This window comes from Streptomyces sp. NPDC001848 (assembly GCF_042891915.1).
Taxonomy (GTDB): Bacteria; Actinomycetota; Actinomycetes; order Streptomycetales; family Streptomycetaceae; genus Streptomyces.
The window spans coordinates 346,060-362,428 of sequence record NZ_JBIATP010000007.1 but is presented as its reverse complement, the minus strand read 5'-3'; the positions used below and the strand labels follow the sequence as shown (position 1 = coordinate 362,428).

The window sequence follows — 16,369 nt, the reverse complement described above, 5'->3', positions numbered from 1 at the left end:
ATGTGGTCGGCCTAGAAGAACGTGCGGACGTAGTCGACGACCGTGCCGTCCGCCTCCGTCACCGGGATCAGCTGCCACTTGTCGAACGACGTGCACGGGTGCGACAGGCCGAGGCCGATCCAGTCCCCGACCTCGACGTCCGCCTCGGGCGTGGTGCGCAGCCAGACGTGCTGATCGGACAGGGCGGTCACCGATACGCCGGTGGCCGGCCGTTCCGCACCGTCCCGGCGCACCACCTGGGCGAAGGGCAGGTCCAGGTCGTAGGCCGCGTCCCGCTTGCCCGCGTTGGCGAAGGCCTGCTCGGCGGAGGGCCGGGACACCACCTGGGCCCACAGCCGGAACGCGGGTTCCAGCGCGCCCTCCTGCGGGATCCGGGTGAACGGGGTGATCCTGCGGTAGTGGCCGTCGTCGTGCGAGACGTAGGCGCCCGAGCGGAGCAACTTCAGGACGGTCGAGGAGAGTTCGGGGATCTCCGCGAAGACCTCCGCTACCGCGTCGAACCAGGCGCTGCCACCCGCGCTCACCACGATCTCGTCGCATCCGGAGAAGTGCCCGGCCATGTCGAGCTCGAAGGCCAGCGCGACCAGCCGGCGCAGCCACGCGCGCACCCGGTCGGGGTCCGGCTGCGGCACCTCGCCCTCGTACCCGGCGACCCCCACGAGCCGCAGCGTCGTGGTGGCGGTCACCGCGTCCGCGACCGCCGCGCACTCCGCCTCCGTCCGCACACCGGTGCGGGCCCCCTCGCCGGCGGCCAGTTCCACGACCACGTCCACCGGGCGGGTGGTTCCGGTCAGGGCCGCGTCCATGAGTTCGACGCCGCGTACGGAGTCGACGTAGCAGATGAACCGGAACTCCGGGTCCGTGGCGAGTTGGCCGGCGACCCAGCGCAGGGCCGCCGGGTCGACGAGTTCGTTGGCGAGGAACACCCGTTGGATGCCGAACTCCCGTGCCACCCGCACCTGGTGGGGGACCGCGAGCGTGATGCCCCACGCGCCGTGTTCGAGCTGGCGGTGGAAGAGCTGCGGCGCCATCGACGTCTTGCCGTGCGGGGCGAAGGCAAGGCCGTGGCGGGCCGCGTACGTCTCCATGAGCGTCAGGTTGTGTTCCAGGCGCTCGGCGGACAGGGCCAGCACGGGCGTCGTGAACCCACCGGTGAACAGGTTGCGGCGCTGGGCGGCCAGCTCGCCGACGGTCAGGCCGTCGGCGTCCGGGGGGAGGCCCTTGAAGCGGTGGTCGACGCGTTCCTCGGCCAGGCGGGCGAGCGCCTCGGTGCCCATGGAGCCTCCTGATCTGGTCTGTTGCAATATATGCAACGCCCATTGCGTATGTTGCTTACGGCTGTCTAACATCTCGGCCGACGCCGGGTCAACGGACGCCGAACCGAACCCGCATCCCACCGAGGAGCTACGACCATCGTGACCACCACCGGACCCCGCAAGGCCCCCGACGTCGTGGACGTCGTCGCGCTCGGCGAGTCCATGGTCACGTTTCTGCCCACAGCGCCGGTTCGGCTCGCCGACGTTCCGTCCTTCGACAGAGCCATCGGCGGCGCCGAGTCCAACGTGGCCTGCATGCTCGCGACCGCCGGGCACTCCGTGCGCTGGGTGAGCCGGGTCGGGGCGGACGGCTTCGGTGACCACCTCGTGGCGACGATCGGGGCGTACGGCGTCGACGTGTCGTCCGTACGGCGGGACACGGCGCGCCCCACCGGCATCTACTTCCGCACGGCCGGGGACCGGGCGTCCGGCACCCACGAGGTGGCGTACTACCGGGCCGGCTCGGCGGCCTCCGCGATGGCGGTGGACACCGTCGACCTGGACGCCGTACGCGCCGGCCGCGTGCTGCACCTGTCCGGGATCACGGCCGCGCTCTCCGGGTCCTGCCTGGACCTGATGCGTGAGCTGACCGCGCCCCGCCCCGGCCGCCCGGTGGTCTCCTTCGACGTCAACCACCGTCCGGGGCTGTGGCGCGACGCGGCGGGAGCCCGGGTGCTGCTGGAGCTGGCGCGCGGCGCCGACATCGTGTTCGTGGGGGAGGACGAGGCAGGCGAGGCGTGGGGACTGCGCGGCGCCAGAGCCGTCCGGGAGGCGCTGCCCGAGCCGGAGATCGTGGTCGTCAAGCAGGGTGGCACCGGAGCGACCGCGTTCGGCGCCGACACCGACAAAGACCCCGTCTTCGTACCCGCGCTGAACGTCGCTGTGGTGGCCGCCGTCGGCGCCGGGGACGCCTTCGCCGCCGGATTCCTCTCCGGCACCCTGCGTGGGCTGCCCCTGCGCGACCGGCTGCGCCACGGCCACCTGATGGCCGCCGCCGCGCTCACCGTCCCCGGCGACCTCGCCACACCCCCCGCCCGCGACCACGCCGACCGCCTGGCCGCCCTCGACGGCACCGCGTGGGGGACACTTCGACTCGGCCCCGGCTGGACCGAAGCCGCCCCCCGGGCCGAGGAGGAGGTACCTACGCCATGAGCCAGACCGTCGACCGGGCGCTGAGCATCCTGCCGCTGCTCGCCGAGGGACCCGCCGATCTGGGGCAGGTCGCCGAACGGCTCGGCGTGCACAAGTCCACCGCGCTCCGTCTGCTGCGCACCCTCGACGAGCACGGCCTGGTCTACCGCCAGTCCGACCAGCGCTACCGCCTCGGCGCCCGTCTCTTCGCCCTCGCCCAGGAGGCGATGGAGAACCTCGACATCCGCGAGATCGCCCACCCCCATCTCGTCCGCCTCAACGAGGAGTGCGGCCACACCGTCCACCTCGCCGTCCACGAGGAGAACGAGGTGCTCTACATCGACAAGGTGGACAGCCGCTACCCGGTGCGCATGTACTCCCGGATCGGCAAGCCGGTGGCCATCACCGTCGCCGCCGTCGCCAAGCTCCTCCTTGCCGACCTGCCCGACGCCGAGCGCCGCGCCGTCGCCGAGAAGCTGGACTACCCCCTGTACACGCCCCGTTCGACCCCCAACGCCGCCGCTTTCCTGCGCGAGTTGGAGAAGGTCCGCGAACAGGGCTGGGCCACCGACCTCGGTGGTCACGAGGAGTCCATCAACTGCGTGGCCGCCCCCATCCGAGGCGCCGACGGCCGGGTCGCCGCGGCCATGTCGGTCTCCGCGCCCAACGTCGTCGTCACCGCCGACGAACTCCTCACCCTGCTCCCGCTGGTGCGCCGTACCGCGGACGCCATCAGCCGGGAGTACTCCGGCAGGACACCGGCGAAGGACGCCGAATGACGCGTAAGGACGCCGAATGACGAGTAAGGACGCCGAATGACGGACAAGATCGCTCTCACCCCGAAGACCCACACCACCCCGCCCGCGAAGTTCTCGCACGGCGTGAAGAAGGGGAACATCCTCCAGGTCGCCGGCCAGGTCGGCTTCCTGCCCGCCGAGGAGGGCAAGCCGCCCACGCCTGCGGGTCCCACCCTGCGCGAGCAGACCCTCCAGACCCTCGCCAACGTCAAGGCGATCCTTCAGGAGGGCGGCGCGAGCTGGGACGACGTGATGATGATCCGCGTCTACCTGACGGACGTGGACCACTTCGCGGAGATGAACGAGATCTACAACGCATATTTCGAGGAGCAGGGCCTCACCCAGCCGCCCGCCGCCCGAACCACCGTCTACGTGGGTCTTCCGGCCGGCCTGCTGATCGAGATCGACGCGCTGGCCGTCCTCGGCTGACGCACGCCCCCCGCGCCTCCTCCCGCACTCCCGCACTCCGTACGCCGTCGCGGCGCCCGACACCCCTGGGGCGCCGTGCCGTGATCCCCCCTGCCCCGAAACCCCATGGAATTACGAGAAGCAAGAGGACCCCCTGTCATGCCCATGCCCTTGCCGCCGCTCGCGGCGTCTCCCACCCCACCGCCCCCACCCCACACCGGCGGACTGCTCGCCCTCGTCCACGGCACCGCCGGCCTGCTCACCGTTGCCGCGCTCGGCATCGCACTGCTGCTCACCCTGATCATCAAGGTAAGACTCCAGCCCTTCGTGGCGCTGCTCGCGGTCTCCGTAGCCGTCGGCCTCGGCGCGGGTCTGTCGGTCACCGAACTCTTCGGCACGGTCCAGCGCTCGGACGCCGTCTCCCTCATCGAGTCCGGCATGGGCGGCACCCTCGGCCACGTCGCCATCATCATCGGCCTCGGCACGATGCTCGGCGCGGTCCTCGAGGTCTCCGGCGGTGCCGAGGTGCTGGCGTCCAGGCTGCTGGGCTTGTTCGGCGAGCGGCGTGCCCCGCTGGCCATGGGCCTGACCGGCCTGATTTTCGGTATCCCGGTCTTCTTCGACGTCGGCATCTTCGTCCTCGCGCCGATCGTGTACGCGGCGGCGAAGCGGGGCGGCAAGTCGATCCTGCTCTACTGCCTGCCGCTGCTCGCGGGTCTGTCCATGACCCACGCGTTCCTGCCGCCGCACCCGGGCCCGGTCGCCGCCGCCGGTCTGCTCAAGGTCGACCTCGGCATGGTCATCCTGATGGGCATCGTCTGCGGCGTCCCCGCCGTGTTGGCCGCGTGGGCGTGGTCCGCGTGGATCGGCAAGCGGATCTTCGTCCCGGTACCGCAGGACATGGTCGAGGCGGCGGAGGAGGCGAAGGCGGCGCTCGTGGAGGAGCAGCGGGATGGGGGTACCCCCTACTCGAGCGAAGTCGAGAGCTTGGGGGACGGCGTGACGCCGCCGGAGAAGCCGGTGTCGCTCTCCACCGTCTTCACGATCATCGGCACGCCCCTGGTCCTGATCCTCCTGGCCACCTTCTCCTCGATCGCCTTCGCCCCCTCGACGGGCCGCTCGGTCATCGAGTTCTTCGGCCATCCCTTCGTGGCACTGACGATCGCGCTGCTGCTGGCGTACTACCTGCTGGGCATCCGCCGCGGCTGGTCCCGCAAGTCCCTGGAGACGGTCTCGACCGCCTCGCTCAAGCCGGTCGGCAACATCCTGCTGGTGGTCGGCGCGGGCGGGGTCTTCGGCGCGGTCCTCAAGGGCAGCGGGGTCGCACAGGCGCTCTCCGACACGTTCCACGACGTGGGGCTGCCGGTGATCGTACTGGCGTACCTGATCTCCCTGGTCCTGCGCGTCGCCCAGGGTTCGGCGACGGTCGCGATCGTCACGACGGCGGGCATCGTCGCCCCGCTCCTCACGGAGGGTCACCACTCCCAGGCGTTCACGGCTCTGGTCATCATGGCCATCTCGGCCGGCTCGATCTTCGCCTCACACGTCAACGACGGGGGCTTCTGGATGGTCGCCAAGTACTTCGGGATCAGCGAACGGGACACGCTGCGGACGTGGACCGTGCTGGAGAGCGTGCTGTCGGTGGCCGGGTTCGCGGTGGCGGCCGTGGTGAGCGTCTTCGTGTAGCCGTCCGGTGACGACCCGAGGCCAGGACGTTAAGACATCGGACTGGATTCGTATAACGATGCAGGGGCTGGCTGTGTCCGGCACAGGATCTTCGACCATACTGCCCGCTGTGGAGCAGCGCATTGGTTCGAGCAGCCAGCCCCTGGACGGCGCCGGGGTCGACCCGGCCTTCATCCCCGGGCTCACCTCACCCGTGTCCGTGGAGCAGAAGGACTCCGTGGAGCCGGACGACTCCGTACAGCCGGACGACTCCGTAGAGCCGGACGACGCGGTTCCGGACGAGGAGGCCGCTGCCGGGGGACCGCAGGAACCGGAGGAACCGGAGCAGGAGCCCGCCGCCGAGGAGTCCCCCGCGGAGGCGCAAGAGGCCCCCGACGGCCCGGTCTTCGAGGCCGCGGACCGCCGCGCGCGGATCGTCGCCGACCACAGCGGTGTACGGCTCCGCCTGGACGACCAGGAGTGCGAGTTCGGCTGGGACGAGATCGGCGCCGTGGAGACGGAGACCGCGCGCTTCGGGAAGCGGTTCACGGTGACCGTGCACACGACGGAACGCCGCTGGTACCCCATCGAGATCGAGGCCGATTCCCGCGCCCGGTTCAAGGAGTGGGAGGCCCGGCTGGACGAGGTGCTGGACGCCTACTTCGAGGACGGCGAGGAGGAATCCGCCGCCCCCGAGAAGGACGACGACTGACCGTGGGATACGGCCCTCCCGGATACGGCCCTCCCGGACACGTCCCTCCTGGATACGGCCCCCCGCCGCCACCGAACGGACCGCCGGGCTTCGGTCCGCCGCCACCGGTCCACACCCCGTATCCGCCGTACCCTCCCTCGGCACCCCAGGTGCCACCTGGACCGGACTTCCTGGCCGCCGACCGTCACAACTCGGTGGTGGTCGACGCCTCGGGGGTCGCCTTCGAGATGCGTGGTCTGACGGCGGACTTCCCCTGGCCGGTGGTCCGCAGCGTCCACTACCGTTCCGGCCCCGACGAGAAGGTGCTGATGGTGGCGGTCGTGCACGTCGACGGCCGCGTGTTCGAGTGCGTGGTCGACGCGAAGCGCCGCGAGAAGCTGCAGGAGTGGTTCGCCGAACTGGCGGCGGTACTCGGGCACTACCGCCCCATGGGCTGACTCCCCATGGGCTGACTCCCCATAAGCCGCCTGTTCGTCCATGTGGTGCTGATGCTCGCGATGCTGACGCTCACCGGCATCTGGATGGACACGGCGACAATTCAGGGAGGAGCGGCAGTTCTGGCCCAGTCGTTTCGCCCTGGTGCCGTCCATCTACCAACTGGGTGGTCTTTCCGGACAGATCGCCTGGATTCTCGCCCAACTCGGGGCCGCGATGGCGACCTTGCGGCTGGCAACTGGCCCGCGGTTGACGGTCCCGCTTCACAGATCGAGGCCGTCGAGGAACGCCAGCGTCGCAGGACCGGGATTGAAGTCGCTCCATACCAGGTGCTCGACCCGCACCGGCCCGTCGGTGACCGGAACGGTGACCAGGTCCGGCAGATCGCGGGTGAATGCCATGGGCAGGAGAGCGACCGCGAGGCCCTGTCGGACGATGCGCGTCATGAGGTCCGCCGCGGTGACCTCGAAGGCGACCTCACGCCCGAGGCCGGCGGCGGCGAAGGCCTGGTCGCTCTGGGCGCGTCCCGGGGTGCCGGCGGGAAAGTCGACGAAGGTCTCCTCGGCCAACCGCGCCAGGTCGACCTCGTCGGCGGCGGCGAGCGGGTGCGTGGTGCCGACGACGGCCACGAGACGGTCGCGGGCCAGCTCTCGCGCCCGTACGCCACGCGGGCGGTCGGTCTCGGGCAACCCCAGGAAGGCGATGTCGAGACTGCCCTCGCGCACCGCTGCCGTGAGTTCGTCGCTGGAGCCGACGCGCAGCGCGATCCGTACCCGCGGATGCTCGTCGCGGAACCGGTGCAGCGCGGCCGGGACATCGACCGCGGCGACGGTCGGGATCACGCCGACGGCCAGCCGGCCACGTACCTCTCCCACCGCTGCCGCGGCGTCCACCCTCGCCCGCTCGGCCGCTTCCAGGCACTGCCGGGCGGCGGGCAGAAAGGCCTCCCCTGCCGCGGTGAGCTGCACCCGGCGGCTGGTGCGGGCGAACAACCTGAGGCCCAGCTCGCGCTCCAGGCCCGCGATCCGGTGGCTGAGCGCCGACTGGACGACGAAGCATCGTTCGGCGGCACGCGTGAAGCTGCCGGTCTCGGCCACGGCGAGGACGTACCGCATCTGCTGCAGATCCACGCATCGATCTTCTCCACAGATGGATGCCATGACAAGCATGTGTTGGATTCATCGATGAGCGGAGGGCGACAGTGATGGGGTGACTACGACAACGACAGCGACAACGACAACGACAAGCGTGGGTGGGGCCGCACCTCCCGTCCGAGGTGGCCGTGCGGCCTCGACGCTCGCCACGGCAATCGCGCCCGCGGTGTGGGGCACGACGTACATCGTCACGGCGAAGCTGCTGCCCGAGGGGCATCCGCTGTTCGCCGGGCTCATGCGGGCACTGCCCGCCGGGCTGCTCGTCCTGGTCCTGACCCGCACCCTGCCACGCGGCGCGTGGTGGGTGCGAGTAGGGGTGCTCGGTGCGCTCAACATCGGCGTGTTCTTCCCGCTGTTGTTCTTCGCCGCCGAGCGGCTCCCGGGTGGCGTCGCGGCCACCCTCGGCGCGGCCCAGCCGATCGTCGTCGCACTCCTCGCCGTGCTCGTCCTGCGGGAGCGGCCCTCCGTCTGGCGTCTGGCCTGGGGTGTCACGGGCGTGGTCGGGGTCGGACTCGTCGTCATCGGGCCGAAGGCCGCGCTCGACCCGCTGGGCATCGCCGCCGGACTGGCCGGCGCGGCGGCCATGGCGCTCGGTGTCACCCTCACCAAACGGTGGGGACGCCCCGCGGGCGTGGGGGCCATGACGTTCGCGGGCTGGCAGCTCACGGCGGGCGGGATCGTCCTGCTCCCCGCGGCGCTGCTCACCGAGGGCGTGCCGGACCGGATCGACGGTCCGGCGATGGGGGGATACCTGTGGCTGGGGCTGGTCGGCGGTCTGCTCGCCTACACCCTGTGGTTCCGCGGCATAGGCGCCCTGCCCGTCACCGCGACCGCCCTGCTCGGGCTGCTGTCCCCGCTCGTCGCCGCCGCCCTCGGCGTATTCCTGCTCCGTGAGAGCTTCAGCGGCGTTCAGCTGATCGGGTTCGTCCTCGCCCTGGCCGCGCTGCTCGCCGGGCAGATCACCCCCTCCCGGACGCGACCCGTCCGCTGACGGTGTCCGCGTCCGACGGTGTCCGCGACCGACCTCCGACGGTGTCCGCGGCGCGACCGGTCCCGCGTCCGACCGGTCCCGCGTCCGACCGGTCCCGCGTCCGACGGTGTCCGCGACCGACCTCCGACGGTGTCCGCGACGCGACCGTGTCCGCGACGCGACCGTGTCCGCGACGCGACCGTGTCCGCGACGCGACCGTGTCCGCGTCCGACCGGTCCCGCGTCCGACCGTGTCCCGCGACACCGTTCGAGAGCCGCCGGGACCTCAAGCTTGCATAATCATGCGAGAGTGTGCATACACTTATCCTCGTGTCCAAGGTGCTGACTTCCCTGCCTGTCGGTGAACGAGTCGGGATCGCCTTCTCAGGCGGTCTCGACACCTCTGTCGCGGTCGCGTGGATGCGCGAGAAGGGCGCCGTGCCCTGCGCCTACACCGCCGACCTCGGCCAGTACGACGAGCCCGACATCGCCTCCGTGCCCGGGCGTGCCACGGCCTACGGTGCCGAGGTCGCCCGGATCGTGGACTGCCGGGCCGCGCTCGTGGAGGAGGGGCTCGCGGCACTGGCGTGCGGCGCCTTCCACATCCGCTCCGGTGGCCGCGTCTACTTCAACACCACGCCGCTCGGCCGGGCCGTCACGGGCACCCTGCTGGTGCGCGCGATGCTCGAGGACGACGTGCAGATCTGGGGCGACGGCTCCACCTTCAAGGGCAACGACATCGAGCGGTTCTACCGCTACGGCCTGCTCGCCAACCCCTCCCTGCGCATCTACAAGCCGTGGCTCGACGCCGACTTCGTCAGCGAGCTCGGCGGCCGCAAGGAGATGTCCGAGTGGCTCCTGGAGCGCGGCCTGCCCTATCGGCACAGCTCCGAGAAGGCGTACTCGACCGACGCCAACATCTGGGGTGCGACGCACGAGGCCAAGTCCCTGGAGCACCTCGACACGGGCATCGAGATCGTGCAGCCGATCATGGGCGTGCGGTTCTGGGACCCCGAGGTCGAGGTGACGCCCGAGGACGTCACCATCGGCTTCGAGCGGGGCCGGCCGGTCACCATCAACGGCAAGGAGTTCGCCTCCCCGGTGGACCTGGTCCTGGAGGCCAACGCGATCGGCGGCCGGCACGGCCTCGGCATGTGCGACCAGATCGAGAACCGTGTCATCGAGGCCAAGAGCCGGGGCATCTACGAGGCCCCGGGCATGGCGCTGCTGCACGCGGCGTACGAGCGTCTGGTCAACGCGATCCACAACGAGGACACGCTCGCCAGCTACCACACCGAGGGCCGCCGCCTCGGCAGGCTGCTGTACGAGGGCCGCTGGCTGGACCCGCAGGCGCTGATGCTGCGCGAGGCGCTGCAGCGCTGGGTGGGGACGGCGGTCACCGGAGAGGTGACGCTGCGGCTGCGGCGCGGCGAGGACTACTCCATCCTCGACACGACCGGACCGGCGTTCAGCTACCACCCGGACAAGCTCTCCATGGAGCGCACCGAGGACTCCGCCTTCGGCCCGGTCGACCGCATCGGCCAGCTCACGATGCGCAACCTGGACATCGCCGACTCCCGCGCCAAGCTGGAGCAGTACGCCCGGCTCGGCATGGTCGGCGGCAGCCCGGACCCGGCGCTGATCGGCGCCGCGCAGGCGGCCTCGACCGGGCTGATCGGCGCGATGCCCGAGGGTGGCGCGGAGACGATCGCCTCCCGCGGCGAGGGCACCGCCGACGAGGCCGAGCTGCTCGACCACGCCGCGATCGAGTCGGGCACCGACTGAGATCCGGCCGAGCCCCGGGACACCGACGGCCCGCCACCGCCACCGGAGGGGCGGGCCGTCCAGCGCGGTCAGCCCCCGCCTACGGCAGCGCGTGCACGTGCGGGCCCACCGAGTTCGACCACGCGTTCCCGGACGCCGCGTCCCAGTTCGTCGACCACGTCATCGCGCCCCGCAGGTCCGGGTACGTCCTCGACGGCTTGAACGTGCCGCAGTTCGCCCCCTCCGCCAGGCAGTCCAGGGCGTTGTTCACCACGGACGGCGACACATAGCCGCTGCCCGCCGCGCTCGTCGAGGCGGGGACCCCCAGGCCCACCTGGGACGGGGACAGGCCACCTTCCAGCTGGATGCAGGCCAGAGCCGTCAGGAAGTCCACCGAGCCCTGTGAGTAGACCTTGCCGTCGCAGCCCAGCATGGAACCGCTGTTGTAGTACTGGGTGTTGACGACCGTGAGGATGTCCTTCACGTTCAGCGCCGTCTGGAAGTACGCGTTCGACGTCGACTGCATGTCGATCGTCTGCGGGGCCATCGTGATGACCAGGGACGAACCCGCCTTCGACGACAGCTGTCGCAGCGCCTGCGACATGTAGGTCGCGTTCAGGCCGTTCTCCAGGTCGATGTCCACGCCGTCGAAGCCGTACGTCTGCATCAGCGCGTCCACGGAGTTCGCGAAGTTCGCCGCCGACGTCGCGTCGTTCACCGACACCGTGCCGTTCTGGCCCCCCACCGAGACGACCACCTTCTTTCCTGCGGCCTTCTTCGCGGCGATGTCCGCCTTGAACTGGTCCACGGTGTAGCCGCCCAGACCGGCCGAGTCGAGGGTGAAGCTCACCGCGCCCGGCGTGCTCGTCGCGTCCGCGAACGCCACCGCGATGATGTCGTACTGCGACGGCACGTCCGAGATGCGCTGCACCGTCGCACCGTTGTTGAAGTTCTGCCAGTAGCCCGTCACCGCGTGCTTCGGGAGCCCGGTACCGCCTCCGCCACCGCTGCCGGACGACGCCGTCGTGGCCGTCACCGCCGCCGACTTGGCCGACTCACCCGCCGCGTTCGTCGCCGTCACCTGGAAGGAGTACGACGTCGCGGGGGCCAGTCCCGTCACCGTGGCGGACGTACCGGTCGCCGACGTCACCTTCGTGCCGCTGCGGTACACGTTGTAGCCAGTCGCGCCCGTCACCGCGTTCCAGGAGAGGGACACGGAAGAGGCCGTCGTGCCGGAGACCGCCAGGCCCGTGGGTGCCGACGGGACCGTGGGGGCGGGGTCGCCGCCCCCGCCGCCGTCCGGGCCGTACACCGACACGTCGTCCGCGTAGTACGCCGCCTGTCCGTACCAGCCGTGCAGGTACACCGTCACCGACGTCGTCGAGGCCCCCGTCGTGAACGTCGTGGACAGTTGCTTCCAGCTCGTCGAGTCCGGCGTCCACGTCGACACGTCCGTCGTGCCCGTACCCGTCGCGCCCAGGTAGGTGTATCCGCCCTGCACCCAGGCGCTCAGCGTGTACGTCGAGTTCGGCGTCACCGCGACCGTCTGGGCGCACTGCGCGTAGTCCTGGCCCGCGGGCGTCGCCTTCAGCGCGGACGTCCCGCCGTGCACCGGGGACGACACCGTGGTGCCGCTGCCCGCCGAGCAGGTCCAGTTGGCGAGGCCCGACTCGAAACCGGCGTTCTTCGCGTTGTTGACGTCCGCCGCGGCCGCGTGGCCGGCGCCCAGGAGGGAGAGGGCGAGCGCGGCGACGGCGGCCCCGGCGAGGGTCCGTCTGCGGCGGGGCAGGGCTGGGACGCGGTCCACTTCGGCCTCCGGTGTGGGGAGAGGAGAGGGGGGAGGGGGAGGGAAAGGGGGAAGGGGGAAAGCCCAAAAGGGCAGGAGGGGGTTGCGGAACGGTGGCCACCGCCTGATGCCCCATGAATTTGGTCCAGACCAATCCCGGTGTCAAGGGTTCGCGCGTCCGTACTCCTTCAACGACCCTGCGGGCGCGCTTCAACGGCCCTGCGGGCGCCTTCAGCGACCCTGCGGGCGCCCGGAGTTGCGGCATATGCCCCTACTCTGTGTGGATCACGTCCCCACCTTCGGTGAGATGATCTTCCCGATTCTGTGTTGAGCCGGGCATGCCGTGGATATGGTGCTGTTGCAGGACGATGCAGCAGGACGTCACAGGGGCGATCTGAGGCGGTGGTTGACCACCCCGCCACAGTGAACGGGGTGGTGAGCAGCCGTGCCGACCGCGATAGCCGTCACCAGTCCCGACCTGGTGCTCCCACCGCTCGACCGGCAGACGCCGCCCGCCGCCGTCCAGCCCCAGCCCACGCTGGAGGCGTCCCTGACCGCTATGCACGCGCTGATCGAGCAGCACGGGTACGTCATCGCCGTGCACCCCGCCTCCGGCGACGACCCGGCCGTGCAGCGGCTGCGGACCGTCCGCTCCGTGTTGGAGAGCGACCGTGTCGCGCTGCTCGGCATCGACCTGCCCCCGCTCGGACTCGCCCTGCTCGCCCAGCAGTTACGCCAGTTGTCGGTCTGCGACTTCAGCCCCGGCGTCCTGGCCTCGTCCGCGCGCCTGCTGGCCCACTACATCCACGCCGGCGCCCTCCTCGGCTCGGTCGCCAAGCTCGACCGCGTCCCCGTCTCCCTCGCCTCCCACGCCAAGTCCTGGGTGCCGGGGGCCCAGTTCGCCGTACTCGCGAGCCCCCGCCCCCAGCTCGTACGGGTCGGCCAGGAGGAGTTACCCGGCCCCGAGTTCGGCACCCGGATGCTCGTCGCCGCCGGACAGCCCCCCTCCGACTGGGTCACCGCCTCCCTCGCCCCCGCCTGGCGAGTCCAGAGCGTCGGGACCGTGCCCCTGCCCCAGGGCTCCGCCCGCTGGTGGGGGACGAACCGGCTCGTCGAGTTCGCGGCCGGCCTGTACGACGTGTCCGTGCTCTACCAACTCGTGTCGTCCGTACGGCGCGAGATCTGCCACTGGTGCGGACTGGAGCTCATCGGCGACCGCTGTGGGTTCTGTGCCGCACCTCTCCCACCGCCCCCCGAACAGCAACCGGCCGGCGCCGGCCGCGCCGCCCTGCCACGCGGCGGTACATAGACCCGCACGCACTGCTTCGCAGCACGTTCCGCACAACGTTCGACCGCTCGACCGTTCGACCCGCCGTCCTTCCCGCTCCGATCGAGGTTGTCCGCGTCATGAACTCACGCCAGCGCCGCGGCGTCATCCTGCTGGTCCTCTCGGCCCTCGCCGCCGTCGGCGCCTTCGCCGGGGTCCTGTCGGTGATCCGCGACGTGAACTCCAAGGTCGGCCCCGAGATCACGGCGTACCGCCTCAAGCACGACATCGAGCCCTACAAGGAACTCACGCCCGACCAGTTCCAGAAGATCTCCATGCCGAAGCGGTGGCTGCCCGTCACCGCCGTCACCGATCTGGCCCGGATCCGCGGCAAGATCGCCGTGACCCGGCTGGAGCAGGGCTCCCTGCTCCAGAGCGACATGATCGTGGACCGGCCCGAACTCCAGCCGGGGCAGCAGGAGATCGCCATCATGATCGACGCCTCCACCGGGGTCGCGGGCCAGATCGACCCCGGCTCCCGCGTCAACATCTACGCCACCTTCAAGGGCCGGAGCGACAAGACCAAGGACGAGTCCAAGGTCATCGTGACCAACGCCCGCGTCCTCAACGTCGGCAAGCTCACCGCCCTCGACCCCGGCCAGTCCAGCGACGAGCGGCGGCAGACGGCCACCGAGGCCGTCCCCATCACCTTCGCGCTCGACACGGCCGACGCCCAGCGGGTCGCGTACGCCGAGTCGTTCGCCACACACGTCCGGCTCGCCCTGGTCGCGGGCGGCTCCCAGACCGCGGTGGCGCCGGGCGACCGCACGTACACCCTCGACGAGGACAAGTAGGAGGCCGCGCATGAGGTCCGTACCGGTCCCCAGCGGGCCTGTCGTCACGCCGTCCGACGGTGCGGGGTGTCGTCGATGACCGTCCGCGTCCTGCCCGCCGTCGGCGACCTCGACGCCGCCCGCTCGCTCACCACCCTGCTCGGTCAGCTCCCCGATACCGAGCCGGCCCCGCCCGTGCACGACTCCACGGCGCTGCTCGACACCCTGGCGCGCCTGGCCGGAGAATCCCTCGACGAGCTGCCCGAGGTCGTCGTCGTGCACGAGCGGATCGGTCCGGTGCCCGCGCTCGACCTGGTCCGCGACGTGGTGATGCGGTTCCCGGCGGTCGGGGTCGTCCTCCTCACCGCCGACACCAGCACCGGCGTGCTCACCGCCGCGATGGACTCCGGCGCCCGCGGCATCGTCACCCTGCCCCTCGGCTACGACGCCCTCGCCGAACGCGTCCAGGCCGCCGCCACCTGGTCCGCCGGCATGCGGCGCCACCTGAGCAGCGGCGCCCCCGAGCCGTACGCCGGCCCCGGCGGGACCGTGGTCACGGTGACCGGTGCGAAGGGCGGCGTCGGCGCCACGGTCGCCGCCGTGCACCTCGCGCTCGCGGCCCGGGCGTCGGGCCGCACGGTCGCGCTGGTCGACCTCGACCTCCAGTCCGGGGACGTCGCCTCCTACCTCGACGTGCAGTTCCGGCGCTCGGTCGCCGACCTCGCCGGGATCGCGGACATCAACCCGCGCGTCCTCCAGGACGCCCTCTACACCCACGAAACCGGCATCGGACTGCTCCTCGCGCCCGCCGAGGGCGAACGCGGGGAGGAGGTCACCGACCGGGTGGCCCGCCAGGTCCTCGGCGCGCTGCGCTCCCGCCACGACGTGGTGGTCGTCGACTGCGGCTCGCAGATGACCGCCGCCACCGCCGCCGCGGTCGAGATCGCCGACCAGGCGCTGCTGCTGGTCACCCCGGACGTGGTGGCGGTGCGCGCCGCCAAGCGGATGGTCCGCCTGTGGGACCGGCTCCAGATCCGCAAGGCCGAGGAGACGCTGACCGTCGTCAACCGTCACTCGCGCGGTACGGAGATCCAGCCCGCCCTCGTCGAACGCGTCACCGGCACCAAGGTGGCCCGAGCCACCGTCCCGGCCGCCTTCAAGGAACTCCAGTCGGTCGTGGACGCCGGACGCCTCCACGACCTCGACGCCCGCTCCGGCGTGAAGCAGGCGCTGTGGGCGCTGGCGGGGGAGTTGGAGCTGGTGAGGGCGCAGGAGGGCGGCGGGCGGCGGCGGAAGGCGACGTCCGACCGGGGCGCGCTGAGCCTGTGGCGCAAGGGCGGCGACCGGGGCTCGGTGACCCTGGAGTTCGCCGGGATGTTCCCGCTGGTGCTGGTCGTGATGGCGCTGCTGTGGGAGTGCGTGCTGTACGGCTACACGTACTCGCTGGCGGGCAACGCGGCGGACGAGGCGGCCCGGGCCGGTACGGCGGCGTTCGCGGCGTCCGGGGGGACCGACTACACGGGGCCCTGCGCGGCGGCGGGCGCCGAGCACCTCCCGGACGCGTGGAGTGGCGCGGAGATCAGCTGCAGCGCGGAGGGACCGGTGATGAAGGCGACCGTCAAGGCCGACGTGCCGCTGTTCTTCCCGGGCCTCAACCCGGGCTGGCATGTGGAGGGCAGCGCGGGAGCGGCGCTGGAGGGGGACGCCCGGTGAAAGGCCTCTTCCGCCGCAACCGCCATCGCACGCGGACGAAGCGAAACCGCCGCTGGGACGACCGCGGGGTCTCCGCACTGGAGTTCGCCGGCTTCCTGCCCATCCTGCTCGTCATCGGCATGGCGGCCATCCAACTCGGCCTCATCGGCTACGGCATCAACCAGGCCGGCTCGGGCGCGCGTGCCGCCGCCCGGGCGGCCTCGCAGAACGGAGACGGTGCGGCCGCGGGCATGGCGTCCGTCAGCGGGTGGCTCAGCCCCGAGGTCGACGCGCCCAAGGGCGGCGGCGACACCACCACCGCGACCGTCACCGTCCAGGTCCCGGCGGTGATCCCCCTCTTCGGCAACATCCCCGTCACCCGCCACGCCACCATGCCCAACGACCCGGACCCCTTCACCCCGGGAAGGAGCTGACGACCG

Annotated in this window: 15 protein-coding genes and 1 pseudogene; 13 read left to right on the top strand and 3 right to left on the bottom strand. The window is 71.4% G+C overall.

Annotation, left to right across the window (positions count from 1 at the left end):
- Positions 1-11: 11 nt before the first annotated feature.
- Positions 12-1,277 (bottom strand): amino acid deaminase, encoded by a 1,266-nt coding sequence (locus ACFYZJ_RS17105; protein ID WP_388568406.1) that lies wholly within the window; start codon positions 1,275-1,277, stop codon positions 12-14.
- Between the two features lie 138 nt (positions 1,278-1,415).
- Here ACFYZJ_RS17105 and ACFYZJ_RS17100 point away from each other — a divergent pair, with 138 nt between their 5' ends.
- From ACFYZJ_RS17100 to ACFYZJ_RS17070, 7 genes and pseudogenes are all read left to right on the top strand, one after another.
- The gene (locus tag ACFYZJ_RS17100; RefSeq protein WP_388568404.1) at positions 1,416-2,468 is read left to right on the top strand and encodes a sugar kinase; all 1,053 of its coding nucleotides are present in this window, start codon (positions 1,416-1,418) and stop codon (positions 2,466-2,468) included.
- Complete coding sequence (locus ACFYZJ_RS17095; RefSeq protein ID WP_388568402.1) at positions 2,465-3,226, top strand: IclR family transcriptional regulator; 762 nt, start codon at positions 2,465-2,467, stop codon at positions 3,224-3,226. Before ACFYZJ_RS17100 ends, ACFYZJ_RS17095 begins: the two co-directional genes overlap by 4 nt.
- Before the next feature lie 36 nt (positions 3,227-3,262).
- A complete protein-coding gene (locus tag ACFYZJ_RS17090) occupies positions 3,263-3,673 on the top strand; it encodes a RidA family protein (RefSeq protein WP_388568400.1) in 411 nt (136 codons plus the stop codon).
- Between the two features lie 138 nt (positions 3,674-3,811).
- A complete protein-coding gene (locus tag ACFYZJ_RS17085) occupies positions 3,812-5,338 on the top strand; it encodes a GntP family permease (protein WP_388568398.1) in 1,527 nt (508 codons plus the stop codon).
- 109 nt (positions 5,339-5,447) lie between these two features.
- On the top strand, positions 5,448-6,029 hold the full coding sequence (locus ACFYZJ_RS17080; RefSeq protein ID WP_388568396.1) for a hypothetical protein: 582 nt from the start codon (positions 5,448-5,450) through the stop codon (positions 6,027-6,029).
- Between the two features lie 149 nt (positions 6,030-6,178).
- Complete coding sequence (locus ACFYZJ_RS17075) at positions 6,179-6,466, top strand: hypothetical protein (protein ID WP_388568395.1); 288 nt, start codon at positions 6,179-6,181, stop codon at positions 6,464-6,466.
- A gap of 112 nt (positions 6,467-6,578) precedes the next feature.
- Positions 6,579-6,680, top strand: a pseudogene (locus tag ACFYZJ_RS17070) (DUF6185 family protein); the annotation flags it as partial.
- A 47-nt stretch (positions 6,681-6,727) separates the two neighbouring features.
- On the opposite strand, the gene ACFYZJ_RS17065 reads toward ACFYZJ_RS17070, so the two are convergent.
- A complete protein-coding gene (locus ACFYZJ_RS17065; protein ID WP_388568392.1) occupies positions 6,728-7,594 on the bottom strand; it encodes a LysR family transcriptional regulator in 867 nt (288 codons plus the stop codon).
- 118 nt (positions 7,595-7,712) lie between these two features.
- Between ACFYZJ_RS17065 and ACFYZJ_RS17060 the strand changes: the two genes are divergently transcribed.
- Positions 7,713-8,609: an EamA family transporter gene (locus ACFYZJ_RS17060; RefSeq protein ID WP_388568389.1), complete on the top strand. Its 897-nt coding sequence runs from the start codon at positions 7,713-7,715 to the stop codon at positions 8,607-8,609.
- Positions 8,610-8,917: 308 nt separating this feature from the next.
- A complete protein-coding gene (gene argG / locus ACFYZJ_RS17055) occupies positions 8,918-10,372 on the top strand; it encodes an argininosuccinate synthase (RefSeq protein WP_388568386.1) in 1,455 nt (484 codons plus the stop codon).
- Between the two features lie 79 nt (positions 10,373-10,451).
- Here argG and ACFYZJ_RS17050 read toward each other — a convergent pair whose 3' ends face one another.
- Complete coding sequence (locus ACFYZJ_RS17050; RefSeq protein ID WP_388568383.1) at positions 10,452-12,158, bottom strand: chitinase; 1,707 nt, start codon at positions 12,156-12,158, stop codon at positions 10,452-10,454.
- A gap of 424 nt (positions 12,159-12,582) precedes the next feature.
- On the opposite strand from ACFYZJ_RS17050, the gene ACFYZJ_RS17045 reads away from it, so the two are divergent.
- The 4 genes from ACFYZJ_RS17045 (at position 12,583) to ACFYZJ_RS17030 (ending at position 16,363) form a co-directional block, all read left to right on the top strand.
- Positions 12,583-13,446, top strand: coding sequence for a hypothetical protein (locus ACFYZJ_RS17045; protein ID WP_388568381.1), 864 nt, complete (start codon positions 12,583-12,585; stop codon positions 13,444-13,446).
- A 98-nt stretch (positions 13,447-13,544) separates the two neighbouring features.
- On the top strand, positions 13,545-14,258 hold the full coding sequence (gene cpaB, locus ACFYZJ_RS17040; protein WP_388568378.1) for a Flp pilus assembly protein CpaB: 714 nt from the start codon (positions 13,545-13,547) through the stop codon (positions 14,256-14,258).
- A gap of 75 nt (positions 14,259-14,333) precedes the next feature.
- Positions 14,334-15,950 carry an AAA family ATPase gene (locus tag ACFYZJ_RS17035; RefSeq protein ID WP_388568375.1) on the top strand — a complete coding sequence of 539 codons (1,617 nt, stop codon included), beginning with the start codon at positions 14,334-14,336 and terminating at the stop codon, positions 15,948-15,950.
- A complete protein-coding gene (locus ACFYZJ_RS17030) occupies positions 15,947-16,363 on the top strand; it encodes a TadE/TadG family type IV pilus assembly protein (RefSeq protein ID WP_388568372.1) in 417 nt (138 codons plus the stop codon). The genes ACFYZJ_RS17035 and ACFYZJ_RS17030 overlap by 4 nt, the downstream gene beginning before the upstream one ends.
- The last annotated feature ends 6 nt before the right edge of the window (positions 16,364-16,369 follow it).

Coding starts and splice junctions, on each gene's coding strand:
- ACFYZJ_RS17105 (WP_388568406.1), bottom strand. CDS start 1,277: ATGGGCACCGAGGCGCTCGCCCGCCTGGCCGAGGAACGCGTCGACCAC.
- ACFYZJ_RS17095 (WP_388568402.1), top strand. CDS start 2,465: ATGAGCCAGACCGTCGACCGGGCGCTGAGCATCCTGCCGCTGCTCGCC.
- ACFYZJ_RS17090 (WP_388568400.1), top strand. CDS start 3,263: ATGACGGACAAGATCGCTCTCACCCCGAAGACCCACACCACCCCGCCC.
- ACFYZJ_RS17085 (WP_388568398.1), top strand. CDS start 3,812: ATGCCCATGCCCTTGCCGCCGCTCGCGGCGTCTCCCACCCCACCGCCC.
- cpaB (WP_388568378.1), top strand. CDS start 13,545: ATGAACTCACGCCAGCGCCGCGGCGTCATCCTGCTGGTCCTCTCGGCC.
- ACFYZJ_RS17035 (WP_388568375.1), top strand. CDS start 14,334: ATGACCGTCCGCGTCCTGCCCGCCGTCGGCGACCTCGACGCCGCCCGC.